The 20,491-nt window shown below is 64.0% G+C and carries 19 protein-coding genes; 17 read left to right on the forward strand and 2 right to left on the reverse strand.

The features are described from left to right. The first annotated feature begins 32 nt into the window (after positions 1-32). A complete protein-coding gene (locus tag KUW00_RS04825) occupies positions 33-521 on the forward strand; it encodes a phosphatidylglycerophosphatase A (protein ID WP_108131115.1) in 489 nt (162 codons plus the stop codon). Between the two features lie 186 nt (positions 522-707). Here KUW00_RS04825 and KUW00_RS04830 read toward each other — a convergent pair whose 3' ends face one another. Further along, the gene (locus KUW00_RS04830; RefSeq protein ID WP_222568360.1) at positions 708-1,226 is read right to left on the reverse strand and encodes a fasciclin domain-containing protein; all 519 of its coding nucleotides are present in this window, start codon (positions 1,224-1,226) and stop codon (positions 708-710) included. A gap of 403 nt (positions 1,227-1,629) precedes the next feature. Between KUW00_RS04830 and KUW00_RS04835 the strand changes: the two genes are divergently transcribed. The 3 genes from KUW00_RS04835 (at position 1,630) to KUW00_RS04845 (ending at position 3,927) form a co-directional block, all read left to right on the forward strand. After that, on the forward strand, positions 1,630-1,893 hold the full coding sequence (locus KUW00_RS04835; protein WP_045992616.1) for a hypothetical protein: 264 nt from the start codon (positions 1,630-1,632) through the stop codon (positions 1,891-1,893). Further along, positions 1,890-2,108: a hypothetical protein gene (locus tag KUW00_RS04840; protein ID WP_108131112.1), complete on the forward strand. Its 219-nt coding sequence runs from the start codon at positions 1,890-1,892 to the stop codon at positions 2,106-2,108. The genes KUW00_RS04835 and KUW00_RS04840 overlap by 4 nt, the downstream gene beginning before the upstream one ends. 481 nt (positions 2,109-2,589) lie before the next feature. Then, positions 2,590-3,927, forward strand: coding sequence for a Na+/H+ antiporter family protein (locus tag KUW00_RS04845; protein WP_213230862.1), 1,338 nt, complete (start codon positions 2,590-2,592; stop codon positions 3,925-3,927). A gap of 103 nt (positions 3,928-4,030) precedes the next feature. On the opposite strand, the gene KUW00_RS04850 is transcribed toward KUW00_RS04845, so the two are convergent. Beyond that, positions 4,031-4,921 (reverse strand): LysR family transcriptional regulator, encoded by an 891-nt coding sequence (locus tag KUW00_RS04850; protein WP_045992614.1) that lies wholly within the window; start codon positions 4,919-4,921, stop codon positions 4,031-4,033. A 173-nt stretch (positions 4,922-5,094) separates the two neighbouring features. Between KUW00_RS04850 and KUW00_RS04855 the strand changes: the two genes are divergently transcribed. From KUW00_RS04855 to KUW00_RS04915, 13 genes are all read left to right on the forward strand, one after another. Continuing rightward, the gene (locus KUW00_RS04855) at positions 5,095-6,291 is read left to right on the forward strand and encodes a M20 aminoacylase family protein (RefSeq protein WP_222568361.1); all 1,197 of its coding nucleotides are present in this window, start codon (positions 5,095-5,097) and stop codon (positions 6,289-6,291) included. Between the two features lie 44 nt (positions 6,292-6,335). Next, complete coding sequence (locus KUW00_RS04860) at positions 6,336-6,560, forward strand: DUF3311 domain-containing protein (protein ID WP_213230781.1); 225 nt, start codon at positions 6,336-6,338, stop codon at positions 6,558-6,560. Beyond that, the gene (locus KUW00_RS04865) at positions 6,553-8,028 is read left to right on the forward strand and encodes a sodium:solute symporter (protein ID WP_222568362.1); all 1,476 of its coding nucleotides are present in this window, start codon (positions 6,553-6,555) and stop codon (positions 8,026-8,028) included. Before KUW00_RS04860 ends, KUW00_RS04865 begins: the two co-directional genes overlap by 8 nt. A gap of 169 nt (positions 8,029-8,197) precedes the next feature. Then, on the forward strand, positions 8,198-8,866 hold the full coding sequence (locus KUW00_RS04870; protein WP_222568363.1) for a TetR/AcrR family transcriptional regulator: 669 nt from the start codon (positions 8,198-8,200) through the stop codon (positions 8,864-8,866). A gap of 116 nt (positions 8,867-8,982) precedes the next feature. Beyond that, positions 8,983-9,963, forward strand: a complete 981-nt coding sequence (locus KUW00_RS04875; RefSeq protein WP_222568364.1) for an MDR family oxidoreductase — start codon at positions 8,983-8,985, stop codon at positions 9,961-9,963. Positions 9,964-10,216: 253 nt separating this feature from the next. Then, positions 10,217-11,641 carry an aldehyde dehydrogenase gene (gene aldA / locus KUW00_RS04880; RefSeq protein WP_222568365.1) on the forward strand — a complete coding sequence of 475 codons (1,425 nt, stop codon included), beginning with the start codon at positions 10,217-10,219 and terminating at the stop codon, positions 11,639-11,641. Between the two features lie 95 nt (positions 11,642-11,736). Beyond that, positions 11,737-12,972, forward strand: a complete 1,236-nt coding sequence (locus KUW00_RS04885; RefSeq protein ID WP_222568366.1) for a mandelate racemase/muconate lactonizing enzyme family protein — start codon at positions 11,737-11,739, stop codon at positions 12,970-12,972. 4 nt (positions 12,973-12,976) lie between these two features. Further along, the gene (locus tag KUW00_RS04890) at positions 12,977-14,593 is read left to right on the forward strand and encodes a GMC family oxidoreductase (RefSeq protein WP_222568367.1); all 1,617 of its coding nucleotides are present in this window, start codon (positions 12,977-12,979) and stop codon (positions 14,591-14,593) included. 92 nt (positions 14,594-14,685) lie between these two features. Further along, positions 14,686-15,453: an IclR family transcriptional regulator gene (locus KUW00_RS04895; protein WP_222568368.1), complete on the forward strand. Its 768-nt coding sequence runs from the start codon at positions 14,686-14,688 to the stop codon at positions 15,451-15,453. Continuing rightward, entirely contained in the window at positions 15,446-16,381 is a 936-nt protein-coding gene (locus KUW00_RS04900) for a LysR substrate-binding domain-containing protein (RefSeq protein ID WP_222568369.1), read from the forward strand. Before KUW00_RS04895 ends, KUW00_RS04900 begins: the two co-directional genes overlap by 8 nt. A gap of 158 nt (positions 16,382-16,539) precedes the next feature. Further along, positions 16,540-17,502, forward strand: coding sequence for an NAD(P)-dependent oxidoreductase (locus tag KUW00_RS04905; RefSeq protein ID WP_222568370.1), 963 nt, complete (start codon positions 16,540-16,542; stop codon positions 17,500-17,502). Between the two features lie 70 nt (positions 17,503-17,572). Beyond that, complete coding sequence (locus tag KUW00_RS04910; protein WP_222568371.1) at positions 17,573-18,994, forward strand: aldehyde dehydrogenase family protein; 1,422 nt, start codon at positions 17,573-17,575, stop codon at positions 18,992-18,994. A 178-nt stretch (positions 18,995-19,172) separates the two neighbouring features. After that, positions 19,173-20,213, forward strand: coding sequence for an Rpn family recombination-promoting nuclease/putative transposase (locus KUW00_RS04915; protein ID WP_222568372.1), 1,041 nt, complete (start codon positions 19,173-19,175; stop codon positions 20,211-20,213). The last annotated feature ends 278 nt before the right edge of the window (positions 20,214-20,491 follow it).

The raw sequence follows: 20,491 nt of genomic DNA on the forward strand, positions 1-20,491 counted from the left end.
TGCCCTGCCTACCGTCTTCCAGGAGAGATTCCATGCAGGACCTGTTGATCTGGATCGCCACCGGCTTCGGCCTGGGCTATTCCCCCTGGGCGCCGGGGACGGTCGGCTCCCTGATCGGACTACCGGTCGCCTGGTGGCTGTTCCGGCTACCGCTCGGCACGCGCCTGGCCGTTACCCTGACGCTCCTCGTGCTGGCCGTTCCCGTCTGCCACTTCGCTTCGCTGTGGCTGGGCGGCGGTGACCTGCCCCAGATCGTGCTCGACGAATGGGTGGCCCTGCCCATCGCGGTGCTGGCCTTCTCGCGCTACCGACGGCGCATCATCCTGCCGCTGGGCTATCTACTGTTTCGCCTGTTCGATATCTCCAAGCTGTCCCCGGTACGCGAGATCGAAGGTATTGGCGGGGGACTCGGCATCGTCGCCGACGACGCAATGGCGGCATTGTATGCAGCCCTGACCCTGGTACTGCTGGTGCGCCTGACCCGCCGCTACTGGCAACGAGATCCCGAGCAGTCCTCATAAGCCAATAGCGGCCTGCCAATGCCGGGTGCTGCTTCCTATATCCACAGCCCTGACACAAAAAAACCGCCCTCGACGGGCGGCCAAACGGGACAGGGATCTATCGAAACAGTGACCGGGGGACCTCGTGCCCGGCCTCTGACGTCCAGTGCAGCAGATGTTGCACTGGCGTCACTCACTCAGCCTCGGTTATTCAGGAATCAGCACGCTGTCCACCACGTGGATCACCCCATTGCTGGCCTTGATGTCGGACTCCACCACGGCGGCATTGCCTACGCTTGCCGAGCCTTCCTGGGCGTCGATGGCCATGTCGGTTCCCTGCAGGGTGGTCACCTCGGATGACTCCTCCAGTGACACTTCTCCTTCCACCATGTGGTAGGAAACGACCTCGACCAGACGTCGATGGGAGGCCTTGTCGTCGCTCATCCACTCGTCGAGCTGTCCTGGCTGCAGGGTACCGAAGGCTTCGTTCGTTGGAGCAAAGAGCGTATAGGTTTCATCTCCCTGTAGCGGCTCGTCGAGGCCAGCCTTCTCGACAGCATCAAGCAATGTCGAGAAACGTCCGTCGGCCTGGGCGACTTCGAGCAGATTGCGTGAGGGATCCTGCTGTTGCTGCTGATCCGCTTCGGCCACCCCGCCAGCGAGCAGCGCTACGCCGAGCACGCAGCTCGGCAGGAACGACGTTGCGGCAGACATTGCTTTTTTCATGCTCTCGCCTCCTTGCGGTGATTGCTCCGAGATGTCGCGTCGCCACTGCGCGCCTCCCGGGAACCTCTCTGTCGGGGCTGTTCAACCAGGACGACGCAGTTCATGTACAAAAATTAGATCAAGAACAAGTCATGTACAAGAAAAAGTTTTACGACAGCTTTCGCCACTCTGATCATCAAAGCGTCATCTTTTGACGTCATGATATGGGCGCTGCTCGGAAAGACGGTAATGACGGCGAGATGCCGATACGCTTCCGGCGACAGAAAACCTATACAATACTTGCATATCAAGCCTGGCGATGAGAACCTTTCGTACCGTTGAGGCTCGGCCAGGAGGGCCATGCGCAGCCTCGCTTCCACAACGGAACGAACGACGGCACGTCATGCGCCAAGGAGGGCGACCCGTGTACTACCCGATTTCCTGTACCCGCTGTGGCCACGACCTGGCCAGCACACCGGGACCTGTAACGGCTCAGCCCAATGACTGGGAAGAGCTGAACTGCACCGAGTGCGGTGAGTTTCATGCCACCCTGGGCGCCTGGGAAGAACAGCAGACGCCCGACCGCCTGCGCTTTCTCAACAAGTCTCGCAGCCTGATGATGGCCATGCGACGTGAGCACGATGCCTTGATCGAGCAGCAGCACACCAAGGGAGAGCGAGTCGCATGATCACCGTCGCCCTGGACCTGAGCTGCACCATCTGTGGCCACTCCCGCTTCACGCTGCCTGTTGGTCAAGACGACGGCGACAGCGTTCACTGCGCCAACTGCACCGCCTACAAGTGCAAGGCCATGGACCTGGAGCGCGCGCTGATGGCGACCCTGCCACCGTCCATGCCTGCAGTACCGGCTTCCTCTGGCGCCGCCCAGGCGGTACCCGCCTGAGCGATGGCTTGAGAGACAGCGTTTCTGCGCCCCGCTTTTCGCCGACGCGTCCTGGCGATTCACGCCGCCCCTTTCGGGGCGGCGTTTTTGATGGAAGGCAGCGCAGCCGCTTCTTTGCTTTCTTCCTTTCCTCCTTTCCCCCCTTGCCACCATGGCGGCGACCATCGAGACCGCTATCGAGGCAACTATCGAGGCCAGTGCGGGCCACGGCCCAGGTTTGGGGTATCATTCGCCCGCTAGCGAACGGCCGTCAGGCTTCAACCTCCCCTAGAAGAGGACCAGCCCTCCGCGGTTACGCCACGCTCGCCGGCACTCTCACGCCCCCTGGACACGTGGCTCATGACGAGCCGGAGACCCCATGCAAGAGACCGCCCTTACCGACCCTTCTCCCAAGGCAAACCGTGTTGCCCGCACCCGCGCACTGCCGACCATTGCTCTGTGCGCCCTGATCTACGCCTCGACCCTGGCCGTCGGCTACCACATCAACGCGGCGGTGTTGACGATCCTCAGCATGATCGTGCTGTGCCTGCTGCGGATCCCCGTGGCCATCGCCCTGATCAGCGCCGCCATGCTAGGCGCGCTGCACGCCGGGCTGTCGATGAACGACGCCATCGGCGCCTTCAATGACAACCTGCTGGTCGGCGCCCAGGTCGGCCTGACCTACGTGATGATCGGCGCCTTCGCCGTGGCGCTGTCACGCTCGGGCCTGCTCGAACTGCTGGCCGATGCTATCTCGGCGCGCCTCGGCAGCGACGAGCAAAGTACCCGCAAGGGCGTCAAGTGGACGCTGTTCGGCCTGTTCATCGTCGCCTCACTGATGTCGCAGAATCTGGTGCCGGTGCACATCGCCTTCATTCCGATCCTGCTGCCTCCGCTGCTTGTGGTGCTCGATCGCCTGCGAGTCGACCGCCGCGCCGTGGCCTGCATCCTGGCCTGCTCGATCAGCGCCAGCTACCTGCTGCTGCCCACCGGCTTCGGTGCCATCTTTCTCAACGAGATCCTGCTGGCCAACGTCAACAGCGTCGGCGCGGACTACGGGCTGACCGCCACCGCCGACATGGCCCCCAAGGCCATGGCACTACCGGTGCTGGGCCTGGTCGCGGGGCTGCTGGTGGCCGTTTTTATCAGCTATCGCCGCCCGCGCGACTACGTCACACCAAGCACCACCGCCGCCGCCAGGCCCGCCTCGCCGGCTCGCCTGAAGCCGCTACAGCTGGTCATCACCTTGGGAGCCCTGGCGGTGGCCCTGGTCTTTCAGCTCAAGTTCGACTCGCTGTTGCTCGGAGCCATGGTCGGTTTTCTGATCCTGGGGGTCTCCGGTATCTTCCGCTGGCAGGAGCAGGATGACGTCTTCACCGACGGGCTGCGGATGATGGCGCAGATCGCGGTCATCATCACCGTCGCCTCCGGCTTTGCCGGCGTGCTGACCGCCACCGGCGAAATCGAGCCTCTGGTGGCGGCGTCGGCCGAACTGATCGGCGGCAACATGGCGCTGGGCGCAGCGGTGATGCTGGTGGTGGGACTGTTCATCACCATCGGCTTCGGTGACTCCTTCGCCAGCGTGCCGATCCTGGCACCCATCTACCTGCCACTGGCGCTGACCCTGGGCTTCGACCCGCTGGCGGCGATGGCCTTGCTGGGCGCCTCGGCGGCCCTGGGCGACGCTGGCTCCCCGGCCTCGACCATCACCCTGGGCGCCACCGCCGGGCTTAACGCCGATGGCCAGCACGACCATATTCGCGACAGCGTCATCCCCACCTTCCTGCACTGCAACATCGGCATGCTGGTGTTCGCCTGGATCGCCGCCATGGTGCTGTAATGCGCAGCACCTGACACCAAGCCTCGCAGCAATGACAAAGGCCACCCCTCGGGTGGCCTTTTGCACGGCACCAGGCCAAGCGCAGATAACAGGGCGCGGCCGTTCAGGCCAGCGATTGCGACTCTGCCACCTCGATCAAGCGTCGGACCGCCGGCAGGCTGGCATCCCTGCGCCAGACCAGCATCAGTGGCAGCACTATATCCAGATCCTCCAGAGGAAAGCTGACCACGCCTTCCGGGGCCCCGGCCATGGTCATTTCCGGCAATATCGTGCAGCCCATGCCCGCCGCCACCAGGCACAGCATGGTGGCGTTGTCGGTGCCTTCCTGCACCACGTGGGGGGTGAAGCCACGTCGCTGAAAGGCATGTATCAGCTTGTCGTGATAGACCGGTGTCGCGCTGCGCTCGAACCAGATGAAGTCTTCACCGGCCAGGTCCGCCAGTCGAGAGGGGGGATGCTGCGCCAAGCGTGATCCTTCGCTGGCTACCAGCACAAGACGGTCTTCATAGAGGCAGTGGCTGTCGAGCTGATCATCATCGTCAGGGGGAAAGAACAGCATCCCCGCGTCCAGCTGATGATGGCGCAGCGCCTCCACCTGGGGCGCGGACAGCAGCGACTGTACCTTGAGGCTGACGTCCGGGTAACGCTGGCGATACCCGTTGAGCAGCTTGACGATCTGAGGCACCCACAGGTGCATGACGGTGACGCCCAGACGCAGCTGTCCGAGCTGTCCATCGGCAATCCGACGAGCATCGAGCTTGGCGGTCTCGAACTCTCGCAACAGTCGTCGCGCTTCGCCGTGAAAGGCAACCCCCGCAGCGGTCAAGCTTACGCCCTGACGTGATCGCTCCAGCAGGGTGGCTCCCACCGACTCCTCCAGCAGCCTGAGCTGGCGGGTCAAGGCCGGCTGGGCCAACGGGATCTTTCTTGCCGCGCTGGAAATCGCGCCCTCCTCGACCACCGTCAGAAAGTAGCGCAGCTGCTTGAAGTCCATGTTCGATCCTTGTTGAGCGGGGCTACCACGCCAGTGCCAGGATTCACCCAAGTCGAAGGCTCATACGGCAAATCCATACAATAAAAGCATGGAAATATAAAAATAATAATATTTTATCTATGACATACCGCCAACCATGATGAAGGACACAATCAACAAGCGTCCGGAATCTCATGACCCAGCCTATCGACCCCACCTTCTTCGACGACCAGCACAGCAGCTTGACCGAACTGCGCCAGCACTTTCATCGGCATCCGGAACTCGGCTTCAAGGAACACGCCACCTCCGCGCGTGTCTGCGATGAGCTGGAGCGGCTCGACATTCCCTTCGACCACGGCCTGGGCGGCACCGGTGTCGTGGCCACCATCAGAGGGCTTGGCCCCGACAACGGTCGCCGTATTGGCCTGCGCGCCGACATGGACGCGCTGCCGATTCAGGAGGCAAGCGACCACGGCCATGTCTCCGAAGTGCCTGGTGTCATGCATGCCTGCGGCCACGATGGCCACACCACCATGCTGATCGGCGCCGCTCGCTACCTCGCCCGCCACCGCGATTTTTCCGGCACCATCCAGCTGGTGTTCCAACCGGCGGAAGAAGGCCTGGGCGGTGGACGAGCGATGGTCGAGGAGGGGCTGTTCGAGCGCTTCCCCATGGATGCGATCTACGGCCTGCACAACTGGCCGGCTCTGCCCCGGGGGCAGGTGGCGATTCGCCCGGGCCCGATCATGGCCGCCACCGATCGCCTGGATATCTGCATCCGCGGCAAGGGCGGCCACGGCGGGGTGAACCCACACCTTTCTACCGACCCGGTCAGGATGGCTGGCGCTCTGATCCAGGCCCTGCACAGCGTGGTCTCGCGCGATGCCGACCCGCTGTCTCCAGCGGCACTGAGCCTGTGCGGCATCAAGGGAGGTGAACTCGAGGGCTTCGCCATCATTCCCGACGAGGTCCGACTGAGCGGCACGGTGCGAACCCTCGACAGCGCTACCCAGGATCGCATCGCCGAGGCCATCCAGCGCACCTGCGATGGTGTGGCGGCGACCTACGGCGGCGAGATAGACGTCGATCACCAGCGCATCTTTCCGGCCACGGTCAATCACCCGGCGGCGACCGACCACGTCATCGCCACCGCGAAGGAACTGCTGGGCGAGACCGCACTGGAGCGCGACGTGAATCCCAGCCTTGGTGGCGAAGACTTCGCCTTTATGCTCGAAAAGTGCCCGGGAGCCTACTTCTTCCTCGGCAGCGCCGAATCGGACACCCCCCCGCCGCTTCATAACGCTCGCTACGACTTCAACGACGCCATCATTCCCGTGGGCAGCCGACTGCTGGTTGCCATCGCTCTTGGCGCCTTGAACGACCATCGCTGAGGCGATGCCGACAACGACCACACTCAACAACAAGAGGTCTTCCCATGAACCACCAAAAAGGCATGCCTTCCAAGGGCCTGCTGATCTACTTCGTGCTGTGCACCCTGGCCATGGTGTGGCCGGGTGCGCTGATCGCCAATCGCATCGATCCGATGGTGCTCGGCATGCCGTTCTTCATGTTCTGGTACGTGGCCTGGGTCTTCGCGCTGTTCGTGGGCCTGGTGATCGCCTATCGCAAGGATACCGGCGAGGAGGCAGACCATGAGTGATTCGATGCTGATCACCGCCATGACGGTGGGCTATCTGGTCATCGTGCTGCTGGTGGGCCTGCGCGCAAGGCGTGGCCAGGGCTCCTCGCTGGAAGGCTACGTGGCGGGCGGTCGCCATATGGGCCTGCTGGTGCTGTTCTTCATCCTCGGTGCCGAGATCTTCTCCGCCTTTGCCTTCCTCGGCGCACCTGGCTGGGCCTACAGCAAGGGCGCCCCGGCGTTCTACATCATCGCCTACCTGACGCTGGCGGTGATCGTGTGGTGGCTGATCGCGCCGCATATCTCGCGGCTGGGTCGCCGCCACGGCTTTCTGACCCAGGCCGAGTTTCTGTCGGCCTGCTACCCCACTCCAAAGAATGTGCTGGGCCTGGTCATCGGTGTCGTCAGCGTGCTGGCGATGATTCCCTACCTGACCATCCAGATCGCTGGCGCCGGCATGCTGTTCGAAGCGGCGACCTCCGGCACCATTCCGTTCTGGCTGGGCAGTCTACTGGCCTGCGGCGTGGTGGCCGCCTACGTCTACGCCAGCGGCCTTCAGGGCATCGGCTGGACCAACCTGATGCAGGGCCTGATGATGGTCGTCATCGCCTGGGCACTGGGGCTGACCACGGCCGAGCAGTTCTTTGGCGGCGTCGGTGAAATGTTCCAGCAGATCAAGGACCAGGCGCCGGAATATCTGACCATGCCCGGCGCCACCGGGATGGGCTGGGGCGCCTTCTCCACTGCGGTACTGGTCAGCGCGCTGGGCTGCGTGATGTGGCCTCACATCTTCATGAAGTTCTACAGCGCCAAGGACGTCAGGACGCTCAAGCGTGTCTTTGTGCTCTACCCGCTCTACAGCTACCTGCTGGTACCGCTGCTGATCATCGGCTTCGCCGGCATCGTGCTGCTCGCCGACACGCCACTGGATTCGCCTGACCGGGTGCTGCTGACCATCGTGGTGGAACTCGCCGACCTGCCCGCCTGGGTGATCGGACTGGCACTGTCCGGCGCCTTGGCGGCGGCCATGTCGACCGCCGCCAACCTGGCCCACACCTCGGCCACCATCCTGGTACGTGACGTGGTCCAGTTCACGCCCAGGATGCGCGCCCTGCCCGAGCACAAGGCGCTGTCACTGACGCGCTACGGGGTCATCGCGATATCGCTGATGGCGTACCTGCTGGCACTGGCCAACCCCGGCTCGCTGGTCAGCCTGCTGCTCGGAGCCTACGGCATTATTGTGCAACTGCTGCCGATGCTGCTGGGTGCCCTGTTCTGGCGTCGCGCGTCCCAGACCGCGGCCTTTATCGGGCTGAGTGTCGGCGCCGTCATCACCCTGCTGCTGCAATTCGGCATCGATGCGCCTTTCGGCTGGCACCCGGGCTTCTGCGGGTTGGTGGTCAACTCGGCGATCTTTGTCGTCATCAGCCTGATGCGCAAGTCGCGCGAGTCTCGCTCGCCGGTCGAGTGCCTGTCACCCCAGGTCTGATAGACCCTCGTCGATGACCTGCTCCAATCGCCAGCGGCCCGATACCGGGCCGCTGGTGTCGTGTCAGGTGACGCTGTCGCCCCCCGTGGCCACCCTCGCGTGTCTTCTCGTTTGCCCTCGTGGTCAGCCCCATCATTGATTTTATAGACACCTGGTCTAAAATCATTGCATGACCAATCCGACGATAGCCAGGCGCCGGGGGCGACCGCCGAAGACCGACTACAGCGTCGGCGCCACCCAGGGCGACGCCAGAGCGGCGCTGATCGCCAGCGGCCTCGAGACCCTGACCGAACACGGCTTTCTGAGCGCGGGGCTCGACGGCATGCTCAAGCGTGCCGGGGTGCCCAAGGGTTCCTTCTATCACTACTTTGCCAGCAAGGAAGCCTTCGGCCAGGCGGTGCTCGAGCGCTACGCCCGCTATTTTGCCGACAAGCTCGACCGCCATCTGCAAGACGATTCCCGGCCACCACTCGAGCGCGTGCAGGCCTTTGTCGACGATGCCAAGGCTGGCATGGCACGCCACGACTATCGCCGTGGCTGTCTGGTGGGCAATCTCGGTCAGGAGGCGGCTGGACTGCCGGCAGACTACCGCGAGCGGCTGATCGCCACGCTCGCCGACTGGCAACGACGTCTCGCCGCTTGCCTGGAAGAAGCCCGCCACCACGGCGATATCGCCTCCGACAGGGACACTGATCGGCTGGCCGAGGCCTTCTGGATCGGCTGGGAGGGTGCCATCATGCGCGCCAGGCTGGAACGCAGCCCGCGCCCGATCGATGTGTTCACCGACAGCTTCTTTTCGGGCCTGGACACCCAACGCCAGGGTCGTCCGTCGCCATGAACTGAACTGACAATAGTCCGACACTGAACCGAGAGCCCGCTCCTGCGGGGTCGTATACGGCGCCCTGATACTGCTTGCGCCAATTTATAGACAAACCGTCTAAAAAGGAGACCGCCATGTTCGACGCCATCGTGATCCGCAAGGAAGGCGACACTCAGAAGGCCGCCATCGAGTCACTGGATGACCAGGCCCTGCCCGAGGGCGACGTGACCGTGAACGTCGACTACAGCACCCTGAACTACAAGGACGGGCTGGCCATCACCGGCAAGGGCCCGGTGGTCAAGTCCTTCCCCATGGTCCCGGGCATCGACCTTGCCGGCGTGGTGGAAGCCTCGCAGCACCAGGACTTCCAGCCGGGTGACCGGGTGGTCCTGAACGGCTGGGGCGTCGGCGAGAAGCACTGGGGCGGGCTGGCCCAGAAGGCACGCCTGAACGGCGACTGGCTGATCCCGCTGCCAGAAGCCTTCAGCACCAGAAACGCCATGGCCATCGGCACCGCCGGCTACACCGCCATGCTCTCGGTGCTGGCGCTGGAGCGCCACGGGGTGACCCCGGACCAGGGCGAGGTGCTGGTCACCGGCGCCAGCGGTGGCGTCGGCAGCTTTGCCATCACCCTGCTGGCCAAGCTGGGCTACGAAGTTGTTGCCTCCACCGGCAAGGTCGAGGAGGCGGACTACCTGAAGGCGCTCGGCGCCACCTCGATCATCGACCGCGGCGAGCTCGAACAGCCCGGAAAGCCCCTGGCCAGGGAACGCTGGGCGGGTGCCGTCGACAGCGTCGGCAGCCACACCCTGGTCAATGTGCTGGCCTCGACCCGCTACGGCGGCACGGTGACCTCCTGCGGCCTGGCCCAGGGCATGGACCTTCCCGCCACGGTGATGCCCTTCATCCTGCGCGGCGTGACCCTGGCCGGCATCGACAGCGTGATGCAGCCCAGAGAAGTTCGCCTGGAAGCCTGGCAGCGTCTGGCCGAGCTGATGCCTGAAGAGCGTCTTGACGACATCGCCAGCGAGATCCCGCTGAGCGAGGCCATCACCACCGCAGAGCGTCTGATGGAAGGCAAGGTCAGAGGCCGCGTGGTGGTCGCCACCCGCTAGGCCCGATGACACGTGCCCTGCTGGCCGTCGCCGGCAGGGCGCCTGATGTTGCTTTCCTCGGCGCTTTCTCGGACCTTACCTGGCGCGTACCTGGCGCTGTCTTGGCGCTGTCATGGCTTCCTGCCGGCTCGCATACAGGCACCAGCACACCAACGCATATTCCATATGTGGAATTTTATTTCTACATAGGGAATTTTCTTGACGCCCTCAGGGTCGCTTCCTAGGCTGGTTTGAACTTGACGAGGAATCAGCCATGAGCACCGATGGGAACTTCATCAACAACGACTTTGTCAGCGCCCCCCAGGCCAGCATGATCCCGGTCTACTGCCCCGCTACGGGAGCGATGGTGGGCGAGGTCCAGGCCGCCACCAACGCCCAGGCGATGGAAGCTGTCGAGGTCGCGGCCAGGGCCCAGAAGCACTGGCGCAGGCTGACCAGTGCCGAGCGGGCGGTACATATGCAGCGCCTGGCCGACGCCCTGATGGAGCGTCGCGAGGCCATTGGGCGGGCGCTGGCCGAAGAGTCGGGCAAGAGCCTCGAGGACGCCACCAACGAGGCGGTATACGCGGCCGATATCACCCGCTACCACGCCGAATGGGCGCGACGGATCGAGGGCGATATCGTGCCCAGCGACACCCCTGACGAGAGCCTGCTGCTCACTCGGGAGCCGATCGGCGTGGTGGCCTGCCTGATTCCCTTCAACTACCCCGTCTTCACCCTGCTGCGCAAGATTGCACCGGCGATGATCACCGGCAACAGCGTGATCGTGCGCCCGAGCAACAACACCCCGCGTTCGGCCTTCGAAATTGCCCGGGCCGTCCAGGCGGCCGAGATCCCGCCGGGGGTGGTCAACATCCTGAGCATGGACCACGCCACCGCCGAGGCCGTGTGTACTCACCCAAGGGTCGGCATGATCACCCTCACCGGCAGCGTCGGCGCCGGCCGCAAGGTGCTGGAGTACTCCCAGGTCAATATCGCCAAGTCGTCGCTGGAACTGGGTGGCAAGTCACCGGCCATCGTCGAGCCCGACGCCGACCTTGAGCAGGCCGCCCGTCAGATCGTGGCCTCCAAGACCACCAACTGCGGCCAGCTGTGTACCGCCATCGAGCGAGTCTACGTGCATCAGTCCATCGCCGAGCCCTTCATCGCCTTGCTCAAGGCCAACATGGAGGCCTGCACCTTCGGCAATCGTGCCGAGGACCCCAGCCACATGGGCCCCCTGATCAACGAGAACACCCGCCTCAATGTCCACCAGATGGTCGAGCGTGCCATCGACGACGGCGCCACCCTGGCCACCGGCGGCGCGATTCCCCCTGGCCCCGGACACTTCTACCCGCCGACCCTGCTGACCGACTGCCGCCAGGACATGGAGATCGTCCAGGAAGAGATCTTCGGCCCGGTACTGCCGGTGCTGACCTACGCCGATGTGGATGAAGCCCTGGCGCTGGCCAACGACCACCAGTTCGGCCTTGCCTCGGTGGTGTTCACCGAGAACTACCGCACCGCCATGAAGGTGGCCCACAACATCGAGGCAGGCGAGGTCTACATCAATCGCACCCCATCGGACCCCTACCAGGGCTACCACGCCGGCTGGAAGCGTTCGGGTCTCGGCGGCGACGACGGCAAGCACGGCATGCTGGACTACACCCAGACCCGGCTGGTGGTATTGAACTACTGACGCCATCCCGCGCCACCCCACACCCAAGCCCATCACCGCCGCGTCTACGCCGGGCGGTCGGCCGCTTGCTGCCCTTTTCAGAGGACTCGCCGTTCATGAAAGTCGTCAGTTGTGAAAGCCATGTGGTCGCCACACCTCCGCCCCACATCGCCGGCATGTACTGGATCTTCGTCAAACTGGGAACCGCCTGTGGCATCGAGGGCGTCGGCGAGGTCTATGCGGCGACCTTCCACCCGCAGGTGGTGGTCGCCGCCATCGAGGACGTGTTCGAGCGCTACCTGAAGGGACGGGATCCCCACCATCTGGAACGGCTGTATCGCGAGACCTACTCGAGCGGCTTCACCCAGCGCCCGGACCTGACCATGATGGGGGTGCTCAGCGGCCTCGAGATGGCCTGCTGGGACATCGTCGGCAAGGCGGCTGGCCAGCCGGTACATGCACTGATCGGCGGCAAGCTCCACGATCGGCTGCGCTCCTACACCTACCTCTATCCCCGGGCCCCCGGCGGTGAATATGACTACGACAATGTCGAGCTGGCGGTGGAGTGCGCCCTGGAGCAGAAGGCCCTCGGCTTTACCGCGCTCAAGTTCGATCCGGCGGGCCCCTACACCGCCTACTGCGGGCATATGCTGTCACTGGAGGCGCTGGAAAAGAGCGCAACCTTCTGCCAGCGCATCCGTGAGGCGGTCGGCAACGGCTGCGACCTGCTGTTCGGTACCCACGGCCAGATGACGCCGGCCTCGGCGATCCGCCTGGCCAAGCGCCTCGAACCCTTTGACCCGCTGTGGTTCGAGGAGCCGGTGCCACCCGGCCAGAGCGAGGCCATGGCCAGGGTCGCCGACCATACCTCCATCCCGGTGGCCACCGGTGAGCGGCTGACCACCAAGTACGAGTTCCATGACCTGCTGCGCCACCAGGCCGCCTCGATCCTGCAGATGAACCTTGGCCGGGTCGGCGGCATCCTCGAAGGCAAGAAGATCGCCGCCCTGGCCGAGGTCCACTACGCCCAGATAGCGCCCCACCTGTACAACGGCCCGGTGGGTGCGGCGGCCAGCATTCAGCTCGCCGCCACCACACCCAACTTCCTGATCCAGGAGAGTATCGGCACCTGGGACGGCTTCCACGCCGAGGTGCTCGAAGCCAAGATCGAGTGGAGTGACGGCTTTATCATTCCCTCCGATCGACCGGGGCTCGGGGTGGAACTGGACATGGCGGTGGTCAGGGCCCACTCGCCCTACACCGGCAAGCGCCTGCACCTGAGCATGGACGCCACGCCCTACGACGTCGTCCAGCAGTCCTGCACCCGCTGGAAGACCCGACCGGAGGCCTGAGGCGATGGACTACGACTTCATCATCGTCGGTGCAGGTTCCGCAGGCTGCGTGCTGGCCCACCGGCTGAGTGCCAGCGGACACCACAAGGTACTGATCGTCGAAGCCGGCGGCCGTGACAGTTCCCCCTGGCTTCGGGTGCCGGTGGGCTTTGCCAAGACCTACTATCACCCCGGCTACAACTACATGTACTACAGCGCCGAGGAGCCGGCGTTGGCCAACCGGCGGATCTACACACCCCGGGGCAAGGTCCAGGGAGGATCGGGCTCGATCAACGCCATGATCTATGTGCGAGGCCAGCCATCGGACTTCGATGACTGGGAGCGCGCGGGTAACCCGGGGTGGGGCTACCAGGCGCTGTTGCCCTATTTCAGGAAACTCGAGCAGCACCCTGCGGGCGATACCGAATTCCACTCGAGCCAGGGACTGATCGGCATCACCCCGCTCAAGGAAATCGCCCATCCGATCTGCCAGTCCTACCTCAGGGCTGCCGATGAACTCGGCTACCCGCTCAATGACGACTTCAATGGCGCCTCCATCGAAGGTGCCGGCCTCTATGAGACGAACATCCGCCGAGGCCGTCGCGATTCCAGCAATACCGCCTACCTGAAGCCGGCGCTCGAGCGCTCTAATCTCACCCTCAAGCACGTCAGCCAGGTTCAACGGGTGCTGTTCGACGATCAGCGTCGCGCCAGCGGCATTGAATACCGAGAGCAGGGCCAGTTGAAGACCCTGCGCGCACGCCGCGAGGTGATCGTCTGCGCCGGTGCGGTGGACTCGCCAAAGCTGCTGATGCTATCGGGGCTCGGGGACAGCGAGAAGCTGCGACAACACGGGATCGCAGCGCTCCAGCAGCTGCCCGGCGTGGGCCGAAACCTGCAGGATCACCTGGCCGTCAGCTACTTCTATCGCGCCAACTGCCGGACCCTGAACGACGACTTCAACTCTCTTCCCGGCCTGACCAGGGCAACGATGAGGTACCTGATCAATCGCAGCGGCCCGCTGGCGATGAGCGTCAACCAGGCCGGCGGCTTCTTTCGCGGCCATGCCGACGAACCCGTGCCCAATATCCAGCTCTACTTCAACCCGCTGTCCTATCGCATCCCGGCACCGCCGGACACGACACTGACCGCGGATGCCTACTCCGGCTTCCTGCTGGCCTTCAATTCCTGCCGTCCCGACAGTCGTGGCACCATCGATCTGGCCAGCGCCGATGCCAATGAGCCGGCGGTGATCCGGCCGAACTATCTGGGAACCCGGCGAGATCAGGACGAGGCCATTCAGGGCAGCCGGCTCATTCGCGCGCTGGCCGAAACGGCGGCCCTGGGTGCCGTCATCGACGCCGAGGTCACTCCGGCGGATGCCGTCCACGATGACCAAAGCATGTTAGAGTACTTTCGCGCCAACGCAGGCTCCATCTATCATCTGTGCGGTACCTGCGCCATGGGGCCCGACCCTCGCGAGGCGGTGGTCGATGGCAGTCTCAGGGTGCATGGCGTGTCCGGGCTCAGGGTCATCGACGCCTCGATCTTTCCCAACATCACCTCGGGTAACCTCAATGCACCGGTGATGATGGTGGCGGAAAAGGGGGCCGACCTGATCCTTCAGGACCACCCGATCTGAACGACGCCCAGGAGCCACATCGCCCCTGAGTCTGACCGGACGAGTCATCTGCGTTCGTCCTCGCATTCGCGTTTTGGAGACCGCGGCTGATCATGAATTCGGAAAGGACCTCGGAAAAGACCAAGGCTCCGGCGGTCGATCATAGCGTCATGATCCTGGACCTGCTGGCGGCCACCAGCTATCCCATGACGCTTTCGGAAATCTGTGACGCTACCGGTATCTCGCCGGCCACCGGTCACCGTGTCATCAACGCCCTGCTTCACCACCAGCTGGTGGCCCAGGATCCAAGCCGCAAGAAGTCCTACTGCATCGGCTCACGCATCTTCCAGATATCCTCCACCATCTATAACAAGCAGAGCCTGATACCCTACTTCTATCCGATCGCGGAAATCCTGAAAAACGAAATCCACAAGACCATTTTTCTGTGCGTGCCCATCGGCAACAAGGTCGTGGTGGTGTCCAAGATCGACGGTGCCAGCGGTGCAAACTTCAACCTTTACGTGGGCAAGACCATGGCGCTGCACGAAGCCGCCAGTGGCAAGATCATTCTGGCAATGCGCGACGAGGACTCCTGGCAGGGCTATCTCGCCGACGAACTTGGTCTTGCTCCCGAGAACAAGGGAGTGAAAGGCGTCATGGCGGAACTGGGGCGGGCCCATCGGCTCGGTTACGCCACCTCCAACGGCGCGCCTGAGCAGGGCGTCAGCTGCATCGCCGCCCCGGTGCTCAACCTGCGCAACGAGCCCATCGCAGCGATCAGCGCCGCCATCAGCAGCGACACCCTGAGCCCCCAGGAGGCGCGCCGCTACTCCAAGAACCTGGTGCAGGCCGCGCGCCAGCTGTCGTCCCGCGTTGTCTGACGTTCCGCGTCATCGGACATCCACGGCACCGCTGCCGCTGGATCGCCTGCCGCCCTTGAGTGCGCTGAAGGGATTCGAGGCCGCGGCGCGACTATCAAGCCTGCGCGCCGCAGCCGAGGAGCTGCACCTCTCCCACCCCGCAATCGCCAACCAGATACAGCGTCTGGAGCAGAGCCTGGGGACGAAACTGTTCGCCCGCCGGGGTCGGCATATCGAGCTCACAGAGTCCGGGCGACGTTTCTACCCTGTTGTGCGCGACGCCCTGGAAGCGCTGATCCTGGGCGCCGAAACACTGCGTCGCCAGCCCTGCCTTGAGCCTCTGCGCGTGCAGGTCTACGTAACCACCTCGATCCGCTGGCTGGCCCCACGACTGGCACAATTTCACCAGCGCTATCCCGAGACCGAACTGAGGATAAAGACCTACAGCCTGGACTGGACCTTCGACAGCGCTCACGCCGATATCGCCATCCTCTTCCGTGATGGCCCACTACCCTCTCGACTTGACTGGACACCGCTGTTTCCCTCGACGCTGACCCCTGTGTGCAGCCCGTCGCTGGTGATGGGGCATTCGTTGCCGCTATCCCCTGAGGCGCTGCAGGCCTTCCCGCTGATCAGCGTCTACACCGAGAGCTGGAGCTGGCAGGGCTGGTTCGACACCCAGTCGCCTCCTGCCACACGGCCCGCGCCACCACGCGCCCTGCAGGTCGACACCCTGGCTGCGGCGCTCGAGATGGCCGCCCGAGGTGAAGGCGTCGCCCTGGTCAATGGCCCCTTCGCCGAGGATGACCTGGCGACGGGTCGGCTGATCAACCCGATGGGCAAGGTACAGCCCGCCAGCGGCCAATGGGGCATCGCCTCCCCCTCCCATCTGGCCGACGATCCGCGAGTGGTGGCCTTCAGCACCTGGCTGCTGAGTCAGCGGGGCTGAGTCGCCTTCACTCAACAAAAGTGACCAATCACCAAGAAAAGATGAATTGTCGTCTGCCCCCGCCGTGCCTAGCGTGAAGCCTACCTGCAGCATTTCATCCGCCCCCGCGCAAGGATGTCACTGCAAGGTGATCGGCTCACCGGCATGAGATGACATCCATGAACATCGGCTTTATCGGACTTGGCAACGTCGGCGGCAAGCTCGCCGGCAGCCTGCTGCGCAACGGCTATCACGTCACGATCCGCGACCTCGACCCCGAGATCACTCGACGCTTCATCGACCAGGGCGCTGCCGCCGCCAGCAGCCCCAGAGCAGTGGCCGAGGCCAGCGACATGATCATCACCTGCCTGCCATCTCCTCGCGCCTGCAGCGCGGTAATGGAAGCCGAGGATGGGGTCATCGCCGGGCTCTCTGCCGGCAAGGTGTGGCTGGAGATGAGCACCACCGATGCACAGGAACTGGTACGCATCGCCGCCAGGGTCGCCGCCACCGGCGCCCTCGCCATGGAGACACCGGTCTCCGGCGGCTGCCACCGCGCCGCCACCGGCAACATTTCGATCTTCGCCGGCGGTGATCGCGACACCTTTGAACGGGTGCTACCGGTGCTGACCACCCTGGGGCGTCGGGTCCTGCACACCGGCCCTCTGGGCACGGCCTCGATGCTCAAGGTGCTGACCAACTACCTTGCCACCGCCAACCTGTGTTCGGTGGCCGAGGCCCTGACCGTGGCTCGCAAGGCCGGCCTGGACATGAACACCACCTTCGAGGCCATCCGTATCTCCTCGGGCAATTCCTTTGTCCACGAAACCGAATCCCAGGTCATTCTCAACGGTAGCCGCGATATCAGCTTCACCATGGATCTGGTGCTCAAGGACGTGGGCCTGTTCGACGCCCTGGCCAGAAGCCTCGAGGTGCCCCTCGAGATATCGCCGCTGCTGCTCGACATCTTTCAGGATGGCCAAGAGCGCTATGGCCCCCGTGAGTGGTCATCCAACATCATCCGGCGCCTCGAGGACGACTGCGACGTCGAGGTGCTCGGCGACGGCTTCCCCGCCGAACTGACCGACACCGAGCCGGAAGAGGTCGGCCATGAGGTGGTCGTGCGCGGCAGGTCCGGATAAAGGGCTGCCAGGCTGACCGCGACGGCATACGCCGGTCTTGATCATCATCCGAGCCAACGAGGACCTCGCCATGCACTACAGAGAACACTTCTTTATCGATGGCCGCTGGCACACGCCCAGCGACAGCGAGCGCTTTGGCATCCTCGACCCTGCCACCGAGAATCTGTGCGCCTCGGTGCCAAGAGCGCACCGAGCGGACATCAACGCCGCCGTCGAGGCGGCGCGGCGCGCTCTGCCCGACTGGTCGGCGACCCCCGCCGGGCAACGGCGCGAGATACTTCTCGCCGTCGCCGACGAGATGCAAAGGCGCCACGCAGACCTGGTCGAGGCGCACGTCATCACCCTGGGCTGTCCGGTCCAGATCACACCCACCATGCACGTGGATGGCCCCATCGAAGGCATGCGCTACTACGCCGAGCGGGCCTTGCGTTCCGAAGAGATCGAACGCCGCAATGGCGTCGCCATCGTCCGCGAGCCGGTCGGCGTGTGCGCGCTGATCAACCCCTGGAACTACCCACTGCATCAGCTGGTCGGCAAGCTGGCCCCGGCCCTGGCGGCGGGCTGTACCGTGGTCACCAAGCCGGCCGAACAGACGCCGCTGCAGGACTTCATCATGGCCGAGATCTTTCACAGCGTCGGCCTCCCAGCCGGGGTCTTCAACCTGGTGACGGGCTCCGGCAGCGAGATCGGCCCTCTGCTGGCGAGCCATCCCGAGGTCGACATGGTGTCCTTCACCGGCTCCACCCGCGCCGGTATCGAGGTGGCCATCAACGCCGCCGCCGGGGTCAAGCGAGTGTGTCAGGAGCTGGGGGGCAAGTCGCCGCTGATCATCACCGCGGACGCGGACCTGCCCCGGGCGGTGCGCTTCGGGGTGGAAAACGTGATGGCCAACAGCGGTCAGACCTGCGACGCCTTCACCCGCATGCTGATACCACGCTCACGTCTGGCCGACGCCGAACGCATCGCCCTGACGGTCGCCCGGGAGCAGGTGGCAGGTGACCCGACGGACACCGCCACCACCATGGGGCCGCTGGTGTCCCGACGCCAGCGCGACAGCGTACGCCAGCACATTCAGCAGGGTATCGCCGAGGGAGCGCGCTTGATGCTGGGTGGTACCGAGGCCCCTGAGGGGCTGGAGCAGGGCTACTATGTTCGCCCCACCCTCTTCAGCGACGTCAGCAACCACATGGCAATCGCACGATCAGAAATCTTCGGCCCGGTGCTGTGCCTGATTCCCTACGACGACCTGGAACAGGCCATCGAGATCGCCAACGACACGCCCTATGGGCTGTCTTCCGCCGTCTACGCCGCCAGCGCCGAAGCCGCCCTGCCCATCGCCCGCCGCCTCAAGGCCGGCCAGTGCTACCTGCAAGGGGCGGAATTTTCCTTCGATGCCCCCTTCGGCGGCTACGGCCAATCCGGCAACGGTCGCGAATGGGGCGAAGAGGGCCTGGAGGAATATCTGGAAACCAAGGCCATCCTGGGGGGCTGAGGGCTTGTCACTACGCCTCTCTCTGAAAAAGATCTGAACAAGACTTTGCTCAAACTTCTGACATTTGGTCAGGTTTCCACCCAATCGACTCCGTAGCCGTACATGCCAGCCATTAGCCGCCAGGATGATTGCCATCTCCTTCCATTACTGGCTCTCGCCAGTCGGCGGCTGATATCCCATGAACCACCAGCACGACCACAGCTACAAACTGCTGTTCAGCGAACCTAGAGTCATTCGAGACCTCCTGACAGGCTTCATCAAGGAGGACTGGATAGCGCATCTCGACCTCGACTCACTGGAGAAGGTCAGCAGCAGCTTTGTCAGCGACGACCTGCGCGATCGGGAGTCCGACGTCATCTGGCGCGCACGCTTCGGCGATGACTGGATCTACGTCTATCTGTTGATCGAATTCCAGAGCACCATCGATCCCTTCATGGCGCTGCGCATCATGACCTACGTGGGCCTCCTGTATCAGGACCTGATCAAGCAGCAGAAGCTCTCGCCCCACGCCAGGTTGCCCCCGGTGCTGCCCGTCGTGCTCTACAATGGAGAGAAGCGTTGGAACGCCGCCGTCGACGTATCGGACCTCGTTCAGAGCGTGCCCAGGGAGCTGGAGCGATACCGCCCACGAATGCCCTATCTTCTGCTGGACGAAGGCGCCATCGTGGACTCGGAGCATTGGTCGCCGGAGGCACGCAACGTGGTAGCCGCCATATTTCGACTGGAACACCACCGTGGCACCAGGGAGGCGGTCGAACTGATCGGACTGCTGGCAAGATGGCTCGAAGCGCCGGACCAGACTCGTCTGCGCCGTCACTTCGCCATCTGGATCAAACGCGTGCTGCTGCCCAACTGGATACCCGAGAGCGAAGGAACCGAGTGGCAGAATCTTAACGAACTCAATGAGGTACACAACATGCTGGCCGAGCGTGCAAAACGATGGCCCGAGCAGTGGAAGCAACAGGGTCTTGAAGAAGGCCGCCAGGAAGGCCGCAAGCAAGGACGTGAGGAAGGACGTGAGGAAGGCCGCAAGCAAGGACGTCAGGAAGGACTGCAGGAGGGCGAACAAAAGGGCGAACAGAAGGGTGAACAGAAGGCTCGCCTGGAGGTCGCCCGCAACATGATCGAGCGGACTCAGCTGGACGACCAGACGGTGGCGGATCTGTCGGGGCTGGACATCGCGCAGGTCAGCACGCTGAGAGACGAACTCAAACGCTAGGTGTGAAAACCCGCCAGGTTGTTCACGGAACGGGCCAGCCGGCCAACGCGAGACTGATCATTCAGGAAGGCATGTGGTCGGTGCCAGTTGTCCTGATGAAGCCAGGCGCGCAGCTGCTGGCCTCACTCCTCCGAGCTCCGTAAAACCAGGGATAGGCCCACTCGCGCTTGAGAATACGTGCCACCGTGCTTTAGCCAATCCCCAGCGCCTGGGCAATCTGCCAATAGGTCTAGCGTTGCCGGCGGCGCTCGGCGATCTGTTCCACCGGCGTTGCGTCT

This window comes from Halomonas sp. DP5N14-9 (assembly GCF_019802175.1).
Classification (GTDB): domain Bacteria; phylum Pseudomonadota; class Gammaproteobacteria; order Pseudomonadales; family Halomonadaceae; genus Halomonas; species Halomonas litopenaei.